The organism is Vibrio sp. 10N.261.46.A3, from assembly GCF_041472995.1.
In the GTDB taxonomy this organism is placed as follows: Bacteria; Pseudomonadota; Gammaproteobacteria; order Enterobacterales; family Vibrionaceae; genus Vibrio; species Vibrio coralliirubri.
In genome coordinates this window covers 14,560-30,197 of sequence record NZ_JBFRRH010000025.1, presented here as the reverse complement: position 1 = coordinate 30,197, position 15,638 = coordinate 14,560, and the positions used below count along the sequence as shown (strand labels likewise).

Here is a 15,638-nt window from a genome sequence, read left to right as displayed (position 1 = left end):
AGGCTAGGGAAAATGGTACACACACCAATCAATCAAGATGAAATCAACAAAGCCGTATGGGCTGCCTGTGACACTTTCCGAGGCACGGTAGATCCCTCAATCTACAAAGACTTCATCCTAACCATGCTGTTCTTGAAGTACATCTCTGACGTACACCAAGACAAGTTTGATGAGCTATCAAAGCAGTTCAATGGTAACGAGCAGATGATCACTGCGATGATGTCGAAACAGTCTTTCAAAATCCCAACGAGTTCTACTTTCTGGGACTTATACGAATCTCGCCATGAAGCAGGTAACGGCTCTCGCATCGACCAAGCGCTACACGCGATTGAAGAAGCCAATGGCACTAAGCTAAAGAACGTATTCCAAGACATCAGCTTTAACACAGACAAGCTCGGTGATGAAAAGCAGAAGAACGACATCCTACGCCACCTGCTGGAAGACTTTGGTAAAGACACGCTAAATCTGCGTCCAAGCCGCGTTGGTTCACTGGACGTGATTGGTAACGCTTACGAGTACCTTATCAAACACTTCGCTGCTGGCAGCGGTAAATCGGCGGGTGAGTTCTATACCCCACCAGAGGTATCTGATCTACTCTCTATCATCCTAGAGCCACAACAAGGCGACAGCATCTGTGACCCTGCCTGTGGTTCAGGCTCACTATTGATGAAGTGTGGTAAGCAAGTACAAAACAACTTTGCAGGCTCTAAGCAGTACGCGTTGTTTGGTCAGGAAGCGATTGGCTCAACATGGTCACTGGCGAAGATGAACATGTTCCTGCACGGTGAAGATAACCACCGTATTGAATGGGGCGATACCATTCGCAACCCTAAGCTTCAAGATAAAGAGGGGGGTCTGCTGCACTTTGATGTAGTAACAGCCAACCCACCATTCTCGCTCGATAAGTGGGGCTTTGAAGATGCAGGCAATGACCACTTTGGTCGCTTCCGCCGTGGTATCCCGCCAAAGACCAAAGGTGATTACGCGTTTATCTCACACATGATTGAGACGCTTAAGCCAGAAAGCGGTCGTATGGGCGTAGTTGTGCCTCACGGCGTGCTATTCCGCGCTTCAAGTGAAGGTAAAATCCGTAAGCAACTGATTGAAGAGAACCTGCTAGATACCGTGATTGGCCTTCCTGAAAAATTGTTCTTCGGTACGGGCATTCCTGCGGCAATTCTTATCTTCAAAAAGAAAAAAGACGATAACAAGGTGCTGTTTATTGATGCCTCTCGTGAGTTCAAGTCTGGTAAGAACCAAAACCAGCTAAACCCTGAGAACATTCAGAAAATTGTCGATACCTACAAAGCACGTGAAACCACCGATAAATACTCATACCTAGCTACGCTAGAAGAAATTGCCGAGAACGACTACAACCTCAACATTCCTCGTTATGTGGATACCTTTGAGGAAGAAGAAGAAATTGACTTAGTCGCAGTGCGCACTGAACGTTTAGCTCTGCAAAATGAACTATCAGATCTTGAAGCTGAGATGGCTGGTTACCTAGAGGAGCTTGGCTATGGTGCCTAATGGTTGGGAAAGGACTAGTTTTGGTCAACTTGCAGAATTTCGTAATGGCCTTAATTTTACGAAAGCAGACCAAGGGGAAGCAATTAAAATAGTTGGAGTGGCAGACTTCAAAGACCATACATCCCTGAGCCATCTTGATAGCCTCGGAATTATAAATGTCAGCAACGTGGTAAAAGAAAACGATCTTATCAAAAGTGGTGATGTACTTTATGTTCGTTCGAACGGTAACAAAGATTTAATTGGAAGGTGTCTTTTTTTTCCAGAAGTAACTGAAAAGCTGTCATTTTCTGGGTTTACGATACGCGGAAGGGTAACGAGTGAGACCATCTTACCTAACTATTTAGCATTGCTTTCGAGATCAGAGATAGTAAAACAACAATTCTCGAAAAATGGCGGTGGTACTAATATTTCAAACCTGAGTCAGCAGATTCTAAATGATGTTGTCGTACCACTTCCTTCAATAGCAGAGCAACGCAAGATCGCCACAATCCTCTCAACGTGGGACAAAGCGATTAGCACCACAAAAAAGCTGATTGAAACCAGCAAGCAGCAGAAAAAAGCTCTGATGCAACAGCTTTTGACGGGTAAGAAGCGTTTGGTTAATCCTGAAACGGGTAAGGCGTTTGAGGGTGAGTGGGAAGAGGTTAAGTTAACAGAATTGTGCAAAATTGGAACAGGTAAGAAAGATGCAAATGATGGATCTTCAAGCGGTAAATATCCTTTTTTCACTTGTGCAAAACGACCAATTTTAAGTTCTTCTTATTCCTATGATTTTGAAGCACTATTAATAGCTGGCAATGGCGTCATAGGTACAACTCACTATTACAAGGGCAAATTTGAAGCTTACCAACGAACTTACATTCTTAGTGAGTTTAGAGCTGTATTCGTGGCTTATTTGCACCATTGGATCCACTTTTACCTGAAGAGAGATGTAGACCGAGAGAAGCAACATGGAGCAATGCCATATATCAAAGTAGGAATGCTGCAAAACTTCAAAGTTAAGTTGGGTAGTTATTCTGAACAACAAAAAATAGCATCAGCCCTAACCGCTGCCGATAAAGAAATCGAGGTACTTGAGACCAAGCTTTCACACTTTAAGCAAGAGAAAAAGGGATTGATGCAGCAGTTGTTGACGGGTAAACGTCGCGTCCATGTGGAGTAATGTCGTATGATCCCAGATAGAGATATTAAGATTACTCTTACCGACATCTCAGGCTTCCGTAAAGAGTTTACTAACCTACGATCCCTTTATGACTTCGCTCAAAAAGAACGAGATTTGTGGAAAGAGCAGTCGGAAACGATTAAAGCGAAACACAACGTTAGTGATGCGACTGTTAATTCGTTCAGTTACTTGAATACCCTAACCACAAATATAGAAAACTGGTTAAATGAGCTTGACCAATTGGATGACAACGCTCTTCAGCAAAAGTTAAACCAACTTCGACAAAATGTATATATCCCACTCCAGCAGCACTGGCTATGGAGTGGTAGTCCAACCGTCCAACCTTACATTCAGTGCTTCCTTGAGCATAACCCTAATGTTGCTAAAGCCTTTCTTGACCTTGTTATTAGAAACAAAGTCACGATGAACCAAAACAACATTGATGCGTTTAACGGTGCTTTACTAGGCTATGAGTTCTTAAATCAAGCCTCGGATATAACCAGAAGAAGAAATGGTGAAAAAGTCTCACTTGGACATCTGCGCAATGCTTTTGCTGACTCAAAAGACGAGTTGTTCTCAGAAGTATCAGAGCAAAAAGTTAACTTTCAAGAGTGGGTGTCTGAAACAAAAGAAAGGTCAACTAAACTACATCGAGTCAACAAAAAGTTGAATGCTAGAACAATTCGCAAGCAAAACAAATCGTTTGATGACCATCTACATACTTGGGCTTCAACTATATCTGAATTGGAGAAGACTTATGAAGAGAAGTTACGTCTAAAAAAACCAGCAGAGTATTGGAAAACTGCGGCAATAAAATATCGCACTCAAGGTATTTTCGCTGCCATTATGTTAGCAATAATTTGCTTCGTTGCATTAAAAGTCGGTATTGACTTTTTCCAAGGTTGGTTGTCAGCACAAGAGTTACAACTCAAACTGAATACACTGCAAGGTGCGATTCTCTTTGGTTCTATTGCCGCAGTATTTACTTTTGTAGTTCGGGTCTTAGCCAAAATAACGTTTAGCTCTTTTCACTTAATGAGAGATGCTGAAGAACGAGAACAGTTAACCTACTTATACCTATCCTTAACTCATGAATCAGAAATAGATAAAGAATCTCGCGACATTGTTTTACAAGCACTATTTAGTCGCTCCGAGACTGGACTTTTAAGCCAAGAACAAGGGCCTAAAATGCCGATGGCCGAGATGATGAGTATGGCTACGAAAGGGAACAAGAATGGATAATCACAGTTTACCCAATTTCCGAGAAGAGCAAAGCGCTAAAATTCCCGCTCTCACTTTGCTGACTAATCTTGGCTATCAATTCATTCCTCCAAGCGAATGCGTGGTGAAACGTGGCAACCTCTCCACCGTTATTTTGCCTGACGTACTGCGCGATGTACTCAACCACAAGACTTACTCGTTTATGGGCAAAGATCATCACCTATCGCAAGCGGCCATCGATAAAATTGTCCATGAGCTTGCCAACCCTGCCATGAACGAAGGGCTGAAAGCGGCGAATGAAAAATTGTATAACGCTCTGACCTATGGCATTGGCGTGACCGAGTTTGTTAATGGCAAGAAAGCCAGCCCAACGATCAATGTCATTGATTGGGAAACCCCTGAGAACAACCAGTTCCACTTTACCGAAGAGCTAGAAGTAGAAAATGCGCATGGAACGGGTCATCGCATTCCCGACATTGTCTGCTTTGTGAACGGCCTACCTTGGGTAGTGATTGAAGCCAAACGCCCAGACTCTTCTCATGAAGGCAAGCCGACGGTAGCTGAAGGTATCTCGCAAAACATTCGCAACCAAAAAGTCGATCAGATTCCACACCTGTTTGCCTACAGCCAATTGCTAATGTCTGTGAACGGGCTAGATGGCTTATATGCGACTTGCGGTACTAAAGATAAATTCTGGGCGAAGTGGAAAGAAGAAGAGATCACCGAAGCTACATTCGCACGTTTTAAAAACACGCCGCTATCTCCAGCGCAGCTCGATAAGCTATTTGCTCACCGCTCAGCCAAAGTTCGTGATGAATATCTATCACTGATTGCACGCGGTGACTTAATGGTGACAGACCAAGACCGTTTGTTGGTATCGCTACTTCGTCATGACCGTCTTCTGGAAATGACCCAGCTTTTCACTTTATTTGATAAAAAAGCGGGCAAAATCGTGGCGCGTTATCAGCAGGTGTTTGGCATTAAAGCCCTGATTGAACGCGTTACTTCTTTCGATGAGAAAGGCGCACGTAACGGCGGCGTTATCTGGCATACAACAGGCTCGGGTAAGTCGTTCACCATGGTGTTTTTGTCCAAGGCTCTCATTTGGATAAAAGAACTCGCCAAATGCCGTGTTGTTGTCGTTACTGACCGTGTTGATTTGGAAGATCAGCTAGCACGAACGTTTGCCTCTGGCGGTGCGCTGTCTGAGAAAGATCGTAAAACTGCGATGGCAACGACAGGTAAACGCCTTGCTGAACAAATTGGTAAAGGCAACGAGCGTATTATCTTCTCCATCATCAACAAGTTTGGCACTGCAATAGAGCTTGATGAGTGTTACAACGACAGCCCTGATATGATTGTGCTAGTTGATGAAGGTCATCGCAGCCAAAACGGTGAAAACAACATTCGTATGCAGCAAGCCCTGCCAAAGGCCGCTTACATTGGCTTTACGGGGACACCGCTGCTGCAAGACGATAAGACAGAAAACAAGTTCGGTAAAATCATCCACTCGTATACCATGCAACAAGCGGTGGAAGACAAAACGGTAACTCCTTTGCTGTATGAAGAGCGTGTGCCAGAGTTAAGCACCAACGACAAAGCGCTTGATGCTTGGTTTGACCGCATCACTGATAAGCTCACCGAAAAGCAACGCACAGACTTGAAGAAGAAGTTTGCTCAAAAAGGTCAAATCTATCAAACCGAAGGTCGCATCCATTTAATTGCTCATGACATTTCTGACCATTTCCAAAATTTCAAACGCCAAGGCTTAAAAGGACAGCTAGCCTGTGACTCAAAAGCCTCTGCCATCCAATATAAGAAGCTTCTCGACCAAATAGGCAAAGTGACCTCGGTAGTTGCCATGTCACCACCAGACACCCGTGAGGGGCACGATACGGTCGACGGTGAAAGTAAGGATGTGGTACAGAATTGGTGGAAAGAGAACGTGTTGGACTCTGACTTTGGTCAAGATGAGAAAGCCTACACCAAGCATATCATTGAAGAGTTTGGTAAAGATGACGGCCCTGATTTAATGATCGTGGTCGATAAGCTTTTAACGGGCTTTGATGAACCGAAGAATACCGTGTTGTACATCGATAAGCCGCTCAAGCAGCACAACCTTATCCAAGCCATTGCTCGCGTTAACCGTCTGCACCAAAAGAAAGAGTTTGGTTACCTCATCGACTACCGAGGCATCTTAAAAGAGCTAGATGCCACCATCGCTGACTACCAAGACTTGGCAGAGCGAACCCAAGGTGGCTTTGATATTGACGATCTCAAAGGCTTATACAGCCGCATGGACACCGAATATAAGAAACTGCCTGGCCTATACAGTGAGCTGTGGGCATTCTTTATTGATGTAAAAAACACCCAAGATCCGCACGCAATGGCACGGGTATTTGCGCCGAACATAGAATATGTAGATGGTCAGCCAACAGACTTAAACCTAAAGAAACGTCAAGATTTTTATAGCACGCTCACTGCGTTTGCTAATTGTTTAAAAGTCGCTCTGCAATCAGCCACCTACTTTGAAGACAAGAGCTTTGATGATAAGCGCCAGATTTATAAAGACACGCTAAAAAGCATGACATCGCTGCGTAAAGTTGTCCGTGAGCAAGCAGAAGAGACCATTGATTACGACGAGTACGCTGAGAGTATTCGCACTATGTTAGATAAGCATATCGGCGGCGTTGAGATCCAAGAGTCTAAAGGCGCTTATCTGGTTGGCAATATGGGTAAGGATATAAAACCAGAAGAGCTAAGTGACGATGAGGCTCGCAATAAGAAAGATGCGATCACAGGGCGTGTCACTAAGATGATTGAGCAAGACCTTGCCGACGACCCTTACGCTCAAGAGTATTTCTCGAAGCTACTTAAACAAGCGATTCAGCAAGCAAAAGAGATGTTTGATGCGCCTGTTAAGCAATATCTCCTATTTGCTGATTTTGAAGAGCAAGTGAAGGAGCGCAAAGTCGAAGGAATGCCAACCGATCGCTTCGCAGAGCTAGACCCCAAAATTAAGCGTCATGTACAAGCTTACTTTGGATTGTTCTTAAAACATGGCGCTGAAGGTCAAGGTCTTACTGAAGATCAATGCTTCAACTATGCAGTAGAGATTGACGAGAAAGTGCGCAAAGCGGTAGCAGAGTTTTCAATCAATCCATCAGAGATTGAAAACCAGATCACTCTAGAGGTGCTTCCGTTACTGTTTGCCGATTTAGGCGTCGATAAAGCGCAAGTCATTGCCGAAGAAGTGGTGCAAATCACTCGCTTAGGTTTAGCAGGTCACCATTGATGGCGTCAACAGTATCTGACGAACGCAACAAAGAGGAATACAGCTTCATCTATGGAGATGAGGCTGTGAGCTATGAGGTGCTGCGTAAGCCCATCAAACAAGGAAAGAAGCGAAGCATTACCATCAAGGTGCAACCCAACTGTGATGTCACGGTTAGTACCCCAGAAGACGCTGAGCTTGAGGACATTCACCAAGCGGTAATGAAGCGTGCCAAGTGGATTTATGATGCCCTGAAAGAGTTTCGAGGTCATTTGGAGTATGTCCAGCCTAAACATTACGTCAGCGGTGAGATGCAATTCTACCTCGGTCGTCGTTATGTGCTGAAGGTAGTAGAAGATTCAGATGCCTTGCCATCAGTAAAAATGACTCGCGGTAAGTTACTTGTCACCTTGACGAGGTTCAATGATGACAAAACTGCCATGGTTAAAGCTTTGGTGCGCAACTGGTACAAGGTTCGTGCTGAACGTATTTTCCATGAGCGCCTATCTGAGTTATTACCTCAAGCAACATGGGTAAAAGGCATTCCAAGTTTTCGTGTACTGCCCATGACAAAGCAATGGGGAAGCTGTTCAGCCAAAGGGAACCTGATGCTCAACCCTCACCTGATTAAAGCGCCTAAAGAGTGTATTGATTACGTGATTCTACATGAGCTTTGCCACATCGCCGAGCATAACCACAGTGACAAGTTTTGGCGTTTACTAACTAGCGTGATGCCTAATTGGAAAGAAGTAAAAGCCCGTTTAGATGGAATGGCAGAGTTGTATTTGAATGAATAAGGATTGCTGAAATGAGATGCCCAACTTGTGAAAAGCATATTGGCTGGGACTGGCTAGAGGATGAGTGCATCGAGCCAAACGAAGCCTTTGATTGTCCGTATTGCGATGAAACCCTGCGTTATGAAGTAGATGAAGGCACATACCTTGGTGCGCAGCACGTAACGATTGAAGTTGTGGATGGTTAGGACGTAACAATGTGGGACATTAAAACGCTGAAAGAAACGATATCTCAAAACTATCAAGGTAATCACAGTGTCTTTGATTACCTTGAGTCTCTCGATAGGTCTATTGACATCTTTGATTATCACAAATGTGAAGCATACGCTCTTTTCAAAGAGATCGAACCAAAAAATCAAAGAGAAGCAATATCATTTATACTGTCTCGTGGTGAAGAAAGAGCCGCACTAAATGATTCCACTCTGATCCTTCAAGCCCACCTACAGTCAGCTTTTTACAATGTGCGCTCTATGTATGAAATCTATGCGCAATTAATTAATGAGCTAATTCTAGAGCCGAAAATCCAAGTCCACGATTGTAGTATTGCACGTGTGGTTAAAAGGCTAAAAACAGACATACCAAATGACCCACTTACAGTGCTTACTGAGCAAGTATGCTCAAATGAAAGCAATACTTACGTGGAATCATTTATTAACACGATTAAACATAGAAACCTGTTAAAGACGCAGCGAATGTTAAAAGTTCAAGAGGGTAACGTTGGTGTCTTAATACGAGACTTTAAATACAGAGGGAATGTTTATCCAGAGAAATGGTTTTTAGAAGCGTTAGAAGATGGAGTTACAGCGAGGAACAATATTATTGATTTGGGCCAAGCACTTAATGAGAAGTTAGCGTGAAACTTTAAAAATAGTAACACTCTACGCAGCTATATGATGGTGGCATTTAGACCGTAAATTTGTAGATGGCATTATATAGAACTCACCCGCGTTACCTGCGCTTTGTAGATCTTTTAAGATTTGCTCGTAGATATCACCAAATAGGTGGCGCTCTGAAGAGTCAGTAAAATCAATTTCATTCAGCTTGTTGATCACTTGGCGCAGTAACGTACCGTTTTTCATGTAGTTAAACGCATCGCTAAATGCTTCTTTAACAACAAAGCCACGGGGGTTGAGGTCAACCGGTGCGGTTAGGTTTTTCAGTTTGTAGAACAAGTCATCGTTTACGAACTCAAGCAGTGCTTCACCGGTAATGCCTTCGGCATCTTGCGCCCAATTACGCCATAGATATTGTTCTGGGATTGGTGATTTGTAGTCGTCCAGTTCTAATTCTAACTCTTCTTCTTGAGCATCAAATACTTTAAGGAAGAGTAACCAAGACATTTGACCAAGGCGCTGTGCATCACCGTCGACACCCGCATCTTTACGCATGATGTCTTGAATGGATTTGATAACTGAACTGATAGACATGTTTTTCTACTTTTAAACAACTGAAATTTGTGGCGAATTATAGCTTAAATCCGCCGTGATATTCAGGGTAATCATGTCTATTTAATGGAATGGATTAAGAAGGGAGCCCAATTGAAGATTGATGGCAGCCAGGGACTGTGGGTAAGGCGTTAATTAGAGATTCAACTTCTTTCATCCAACATGAACTTGGACCTATCTGCTCAATTAGAAACCACATGGCACGAATAACCCCATATAAGCGAGTCAGTGTATTGTGATTGCCTCGAATATCATCAAATTTTTCATGTGAAGGTAAAGCGAGCACTTTTGACGATTGCTGATTCCAAATTCGAGTATGGTGGGCACATCGATTACGAAGGATGTTCATTTCCATTAGCCATGCTTGTAATACACCCGTTTCTCTTTTATCAGAGATCCCTAAACGAGCACAGATTCTTTGGCGGTATTTATCATTTAACATACCGTAGTACTTTGACATGGTTCCAAAATCCCATGCTTCAATCACAACCCAAAATGGCATTTCTTTATTATTACGCTTGTGCCACACAATACAATCTTCACGGCTTCGTTCTATTAATTTACTGTGCTTACTTTGCCACTCTTCCCACAAACTTGGTTTATGGCCACGCTTTTTTAAGAACTTACCATTGATATATTCAGGGTCTTTCCACGCTAACGGTTCTGGAATGTCGAGTCCAGTTCCTGCCTCTTTGCGCTTGCCACGGCCAAGCTCATGGGCAATAACACTACGTACAAAAACTTCAATGCGCTCTAATCCATCGAGCATAGCGATACGGAGTTTTTTATCTAACAAATAGAGGCTAAATACATCATCAAAACTCGTCTCTGGTAAAAATTCATTAAGACGTTTAGGGCGCTTTAGATGAGGACATTCAATCACAGTACCTTGCTCATTTCGCTCTATCTCTCTTGCTGGATACCAAAAACCACTCAAACGATAGTAACCAACTTGAGCCAACTTACGCTTAGCTCGCTCATCATCACCGATAATCATCCCTCGTTGGGATAATGTATCAACGAGTTCTTCATAATGTTTAAATTCTTTAGGTGGGATGAGAGCCATTACAATCCTTAGTTCCTTGGGCTTTAACTTCTTAGCTTCCAAAAACGAGAACGCCCAGCCTTGATTTCAAAGTTATCTCTTAAGATAACTTCAAAAACAGGGGACTGGGCACTATTGCGATGAAGTATTATTGATAATCGCGACCTAGTCAACAAAAGTGATGACAGGAAAACAAAATCAAAATAGAAATACACCCCACAAAACACCACATATCTGCATAGATAAAAATTCAGGCGCTACATATTGTGTATTTTAGGTATTTAAATAATTGTGACGTATATTACGCTAATTGGTAAATAGCCATTTCTAAATCGTGTACAGCCTCAAGGTATTGAGGTTTGCCACCAAAGCCTTTCTTAATGATTTCTAACGGTCTGCCCATTTCATCGAAAGGTTTCACTTTAAGAACATGAATGTTTTCGATCTCTTGCACACCTTCATCGGCATACTTATCAAGAAGGTTGTTCAGAACCTGCTGCGCTGTATCGCCATATTTAGTGAAGTAGTTACGCTTTTTCACGTTATCGGCGCGCTCTTTACGAGTTAAAGCGGGTTGATCGTAAACGACATGGCAAATCATATCGAATGGGTCCATGTCTTTACCCACTTCGTCTTCTAGCGCTTCCCATAGAATACCGGCTTCGGCTAGCTCATCGATAATAGCTTGCTTGCGGTCAGACTCGTTCCAACGCTTGGTGAACTCATCTAAAGAAGAGAACTGTTTCACCATGGTTTTACGGGTGTAGTCTTTAAATGACTCGGTCACAAGCTTACCGTCTGAATCGTAATATTGAACACGTTCAGCAAGCGCTTTTACTGGAACTCCATTCACATGGAATTTGCGAACTCGATTATCATCATCCCAATCGTCTGCACCGCCTGTACTTTCAGGGGAGTTTCCAAAACCTTCACCATAGGTAGCCTCTGGCTCTTGAATTGAGCCAAGGTCAATGTCTTCATCACCAAATGGGTTCTCAGCATCGACATCATCAACGCCGTCGATAATGTCATCTAAACCTTCTTCATCTTCGAACTGCTCTGGAGTCGTGACCTTCACGCGTTCTGGAGTTCCGTCGAAGCGTTCATCAGCAAACAATTCTGTCGCTTTTTTGAAATCCAAGATAGTGAACCAAAGCTTGCCATAACGGTCATCAATACGAGTACCACGACCAATGATTTGCTTAAACTTGGTCATCGATTGAATACCTTGATCAAGCACTACTAGCTTACAGGTTTTTGCATCAACTCCCGTCGTCATTAGCTCTGAAGTCGTGGCAATAACAGGATACTTTTTCTTAGGATTGATAAAATTGTCTAGCTGATCTTTGCCAATGTCATCATCGCCCGTAATTTTCATTACGTATTTATCGTTCTTCTTAACCTGTTCTAGATTCAGGTTTACTAACGCACGGCGCATGCGATCAGCATGATCGATGTCGTTACAGAACACGATGGTTTTGGCCATTGGGTCGGTACGTTTCAGATAGTTGGTAATGGTTTGTGCAACAAGCTCTGTACGCTCATCAATAACCATAGTGCGATCAAAATCTTTTTGGTTGTAGATTCGGTCTTCTATCACTTCGCCATTTTTATCGGTTTGCCCTTTGGTTGGTCGCCAACCTTGGACATCCACATCAATATCGACACGAACGACCTTATAAGGGGCTAAGAAGCCATCCTCAATACCTTCTTTAAGAGAGTAGGTATAAATTGGATCGCCAAAGTACTCGATGTTAGATACTTCATCGGTCTCTTTTGGTGTTGCCGTTAAACCGACTTGAGTCGCACTGCTAAAGTATTCAAGAATTTCACGCCAAGCGCTGTCTTCTGAAGCACTACCACGGTGGCACTCGTCAATGATGATTAAGTCAAAGAAGTTAGGGTCGACTTGCTTGTAGGCTTTTTGTTCTTCTTCTGGCCCCGTAAGCGCTTGATAAAGCGCTAGATGAACCTCAAAGGCAGGGTCGACTTTGCGACCTGTAATTTTTGTCATTGCCGTGCCAAACGGCTGAAAATCATTCGTTTTAGTTTGATCGACAAGAATATTTCTATCCGCTAGGAACAGAATTCGCTTCTTGGCTTTAGCTTTCCAAAGTCGCCAGATAATTTGAAATGCGGTGTAGGTTTTACCTGTACCCGTCGCCATGACTAGTAAGGCTCTGTCTTGGCCAGCAGCAACGGCCTCTACTGTTTTGTTGATAGCTTGAAGCTGGTAGTAACGCGGTGATTTACCGCTGCCATCATCATGGTAATCTTGGGTGATAATTGGCAGATGTTCTTCTTTATACCCTTTCCAAGCACAATACTTTTCCCACAACTGCTGAGGTGTTGGGAAATCCTCTAAGCGAATTTCCGTTTCAAGTTGAGTTGGGTTGGTTAAGTCTCGGAAAATAAAACCATCACCATTCGATGCAAAAACGAATGGCACCTCTAGCAGGCCAGCGTATACCATGCCTTGTTGCATGCCTTTACCAACTTCATGCTTATTGGCTTTTGCCTCAATCACTGCAAGCGGCATACTAGGCTTATGATAAAGAACGATATCAGCTGATTTTACTTTTTGACGAGCAGCAGCTTGGCCACGAACGATCACCTTACCATCGCGCAGTTTCACCTCTTGGCGAATCTGAGTCATATCATCCCACCCTGCCTCTTTAATCGCAGGAAGTATGAATTTGGTAATGATGTCGGTTTCAGATAACTTAGCTTTATTAATACTGCTGACCATTCGGATTACTCGTAGAGAGACTCAATAGCTAATCAGTATATCGTAAAGCCAATATAAATCCGAGTGCGCATTATTCACGGTGTGATTAAGTGAATGTTGCGATAACTCTTTGTTTAAAATCACCTAAACGTAACTCATCATAACCTTCGAAATCAGAGTAAAAAGCGTTTTGAACCCCATCGATTTTTGACCAATTTAGTTGAGTTGAGGACTCCCCAGATACCATAATCTTATCGTACGAAAAATCTGTAGGGGTAACACTCTGCGCCTTATCTGATTCATCAGTCTGTTCATTCGATTTAATAAATAGACACGACTCTGGAATATCCTGCTCAATTCTTTCAGCAAACCCAATCAAACTTTCTTCGGCAAAGGTATACAACCACGCCTCTTGATTGGGTGAGTCATTGACTCTCAAAATTCGCCCGAGCACTTGCCTAAAGTAAAGTTCCGTTTTTACCGAACTCATATGGCAGCAAACCTGCAGCCTTGGAATATCCGTTCCTTCACTTATCATCCCAACACTGACTATCCACTGAACCTTTGAGTGACGAAAAGACTCAATTTCATTTAACGGGTCATCATGGTGATAAGTCACTATGCATGCTGATTGATTAAAGTGCTCAACAAGTCGCTTTTGAATGTCTTTAGCGTGCTTAATAGAAGATGCAACCACTAAGCCTCCAGCATTTGGGGACTCTTGCCTTATCTGCGCTAGCTTTTGGCACCCACTATTTAATATGAAGTTCATAGCATCTTCGTTGTGAATGACGCTTTGATAAGAGACATCGGATTGTTTAAGGCAATCAATAATAGAAGCGAAGTGTTGATTTTCACTGCCAGCCTTAACACTCAGGTGTTCATTATCGATTAAAACGATTTTAGGACGGCGGCATACCTTATCTTCAACGGCCTGTTGCAAGCCGTATTGGTAATCGCAAACAACCTTGCCCTCAGGATCGGAATACTCAGCCATAACAATCGGTAGTCGGTCAGAGCGCCAAGGAGTGCCTGACAGCGCCAAAGTATAATGAGCAAAGCCTTGGATCTTCGAGACAATTTCTAGCCCCCATGAGTTTGACCGCCCCTCGTCATCAAACGAACAATGGTGGATCTCATCAAATACCACTAGTACTCGATACTTACTGACGGTGCTCCAGAAGTTTTGATCTAAAAAACGGATGGATTGATAGGTATAAGAACCCCCAAGAGAACCCAAGCCTCCATTAAAGGGACATTCCAGTTTCCATGAAAAGGTCTTTTGCATCCCTTCTGCAACAGTCAGTGAAGGAGAGAAACACAGCACTAAGTCAATCATGCCTTGTTCAAATAACCGACTCGCGACCTCGGCGGCCATAACGGTTTTACCCGCTCCAGGGGTCGCTTGGCAGAAGAAGTGTGAATGCTTGTTTAACGTGAATTTCTCGATAGCTTGAGCTGCACACTCGGCTTGCCATGCTCTTAACATTGAGGGGCCTTGCTTTGTGCGACTTGCATCCAGTTGGTTAGTGCATTAATTCTGCCTAATAGCTTGGCTGAGCGTTCTCTTGCTGCATTAAATAGCGGTTGCAGATCTTGCTTGTTATTTGGGAAACGCGTCAATAATGATTGGTACTCCTCAATCTCGCCTAGAGTAATCGCCAACTCCCCTTCATGTTGCATCTTCTCTTGCGCTAATGCATTTAGAGAGCACTTTGGAGTCTGAACAGCTATTGAATCGACTTTAGCTTTCCTATTTCTAGCCACTCTAGGCTCAATTGTGAGCGCCTTGAATTCGTTAGTTTGATGGTAGCGCTTGTCTCTACGAGTCCCAATAACAGAAAGCCAGCCTTTCTCCTCAAATGATAGAATTTGCTTATAAACATACTTCCGCGCATCGTCCTTTTTCGGGAAGGCTGAAGTACTGTTTAGCAAAGCATCTCTAGCTTCTGTGACGGAGAAATGGTCCATCCCTTTTTCAATCAATAGGTTAAACATGTGAGGGTTAATTCTGGTTACTTTCTTCATGTGACTCTTACAGGCAACAAAACTTAGGATTGCTAAGTATACAAAAATCAGTAAAACTTAGACAATCTAAGTTATCTAAAGGTTGAAAAGAAATGTGTAAGTGCAAAAAGACAACCCCATCCCAGCGAGGCTCAAAGCTGCGCGTAAAAAAGCCAAGATCACCCAAAAAGATTTAGGGGTGAAAATTGGTATGGAGCAAAGTTCTGCGAGCGGTCGTATGAATCATTACGAGAAAGGCAGACATGTACCCGATATTGGTACGCTTGAACGTATGGCTGAAGAGTTAGATGTGCCGCTAAACTACTTTTTCTGTAGGAGCGAATTGAGCGCTGAGTTAGCGTGCGCCATTGATAAGATGAGTGATGAAGAGAAGGCGGTGTTACTGGAGAACCTAAAGAGCGAAAAGTAATA

Annotated in this window: 12 protein-coding genes and 1 pseudogene; 8 read left to right on the top strand and 5 right to left on the bottom strand. The window is 43.2% G+C overall.

Annotated features, from left to right (window positions below; all coding sequences use genetic code 11):
* Positions 1–12: 12 nt before the first annotated feature.
* From AB4484_RS06350 to AB4484_RS06320, 7 genes are read left to right on the top strand one after another with little or no spacing between them, the layout of a single operon-like run.
* Positions 13–1,530, top strand: a complete 1,518-nt coding sequence (locus tag AB4484_RS06350) for a type I restriction-modification system subunit M (RefSeq protein ID WP_372077087.1) — start codon at positions 13–15, stop codon at positions 1,528–1,530.
* Complete coding sequence (locus tag AB4484_RS06345) at positions 1,520–2,692, top strand: restriction endonuclease subunit S (protein ID WP_372077085.1); 1,173 nt, start codon at positions 1,520–1,522, stop codon at positions 2,690–2,692. Before AB4484_RS06350 ends, AB4484_RS06345 begins: the two co-directional genes overlap by 11 nt.
* Before the next feature lie 6 nt (positions 2,693–2,698).
* Positions 2,699–3,934: a DUF6161 domain-containing protein gene (locus AB4484_RS06340; protein ID WP_372077084.1), complete on the top strand. Its 1,236-nt coding sequence runs from the start codon at positions 2,699–2,701 to the stop codon at positions 3,932–3,934.
* Positions 3,927–7,208 carry a type I restriction endonuclease subunit R gene (locus tag AB4484_RS06335; protein WP_372077082.1) on the top strand — a complete coding sequence of 1,094 codons (3,282 nt, stop codon included), beginning with the start codon at positions 3,927–3,929 and terminating at the stop codon, positions 7,206–7,208. Before AB4484_RS06340 ends, AB4484_RS06335 begins: the two co-directional genes overlap by 8 nt.
* Entirely contained in the window at positions 7,208–7,984 is a 777-nt protein-coding gene (locus tag AB4484_RS06330; protein ID WP_372077080.1) for a M48 family metallopeptidase, read from the top strand. The genes AB4484_RS06335 and AB4484_RS06330 overlap by 1 nt, the downstream gene beginning before the upstream one ends.
* A gap of 11 nt (positions 7,985–7,995) precedes the next feature.
* Positions 7,996–8,169: a hypothetical protein gene (locus AB4484_RS06325; RefSeq protein ID WP_372077078.1), complete on the top strand. Its 174-nt coding sequence runs from the start codon at positions 7,996–7,998 to the stop codon at positions 8,167–8,169.
* 9 nt (positions 8,170–8,178) lie between these two features.
* Positions 8,179–8,838, top strand: coding sequence for a hypothetical protein (locus AB4484_RS06320; RefSeq protein ID WP_372077076.1), 660 nt, complete (start codon positions 8,179–8,181; stop codon positions 8,836–8,838).
* Between the two features lie 75 nt (positions 8,839–8,913).
* Here AB4484_RS06320 and AB4484_RS06315 read toward each other — a convergent pair.
* From AB4484_RS06315 to AB4484_RS06295, 5 genes and pseudogenes are all read right to left on the bottom strand, one after another.
* A pseudogene (locus tag AB4484_RS06315) lies at positions 8,914–9,408 on the bottom strand (type I restriction-modification system subunit M N-terminal domain-containing protein); the annotation flags it as partial.
* Between the two features lie 94 nt (positions 9,409–9,502).
* Positions 9,503–10,534: an Abi family protein gene (locus AB4484_RS06310; protein ID WP_372077074.1), complete on the bottom strand. Its 1,032-nt coding sequence runs from the start codon at positions 10,532–10,534 to the stop codon at positions 9,503–9,505.
* A 238-nt stretch (positions 10,535–10,772) separates the two neighbouring features.
* Complete coding sequence (hsdR, locus tag AB4484_RS06305; protein ID WP_372077072.1) at positions 10,773–13,220, bottom strand: EcoAI/FtnUII family type I restriction enzme subunit R; 2,448 nt, start codon at positions 13,218–13,220, stop codon at positions 10,773–10,775.
* An 85-nt stretch (positions 13,221–13,305) separates the two neighbouring features.
* Positions 13,306–14,688: a DEAD/DEAH box helicase gene (locus AB4484_RS06300; RefSeq protein WP_372077070.1), complete on the bottom strand. Its 1,383-nt coding sequence runs from the start codon at positions 14,686–14,688 to the stop codon at positions 13,306–13,308.
* Positions 14,682–15,227: a hypothetical protein gene (locus AB4484_RS06295; RefSeq protein ID WP_372077068.1), complete on the bottom strand. Its 546-nt coding sequence runs from the start codon at positions 15,225–15,227 to the stop codon at positions 14,682–14,684. Before AB4484_RS06295 ends, AB4484_RS06300 begins: the two co-directional genes overlap by 7 nt.
* Positions 15,228–15,327: 100 nt before the next feature.
* Between AB4484_RS06295 and AB4484_RS06290 the strand changes: the two genes are divergently transcribed.
* Positions 15,328–15,636, top strand: coding sequence for a helix-turn-helix domain-containing protein (locus AB4484_RS06290; RefSeq protein WP_050634805.1), 309 nt, complete (start codon positions 15,328–15,330; stop codon positions 15,634–15,636).
* The last annotated feature ends 2 nt before the right edge of the window (positions 15,637–15,638 follow it).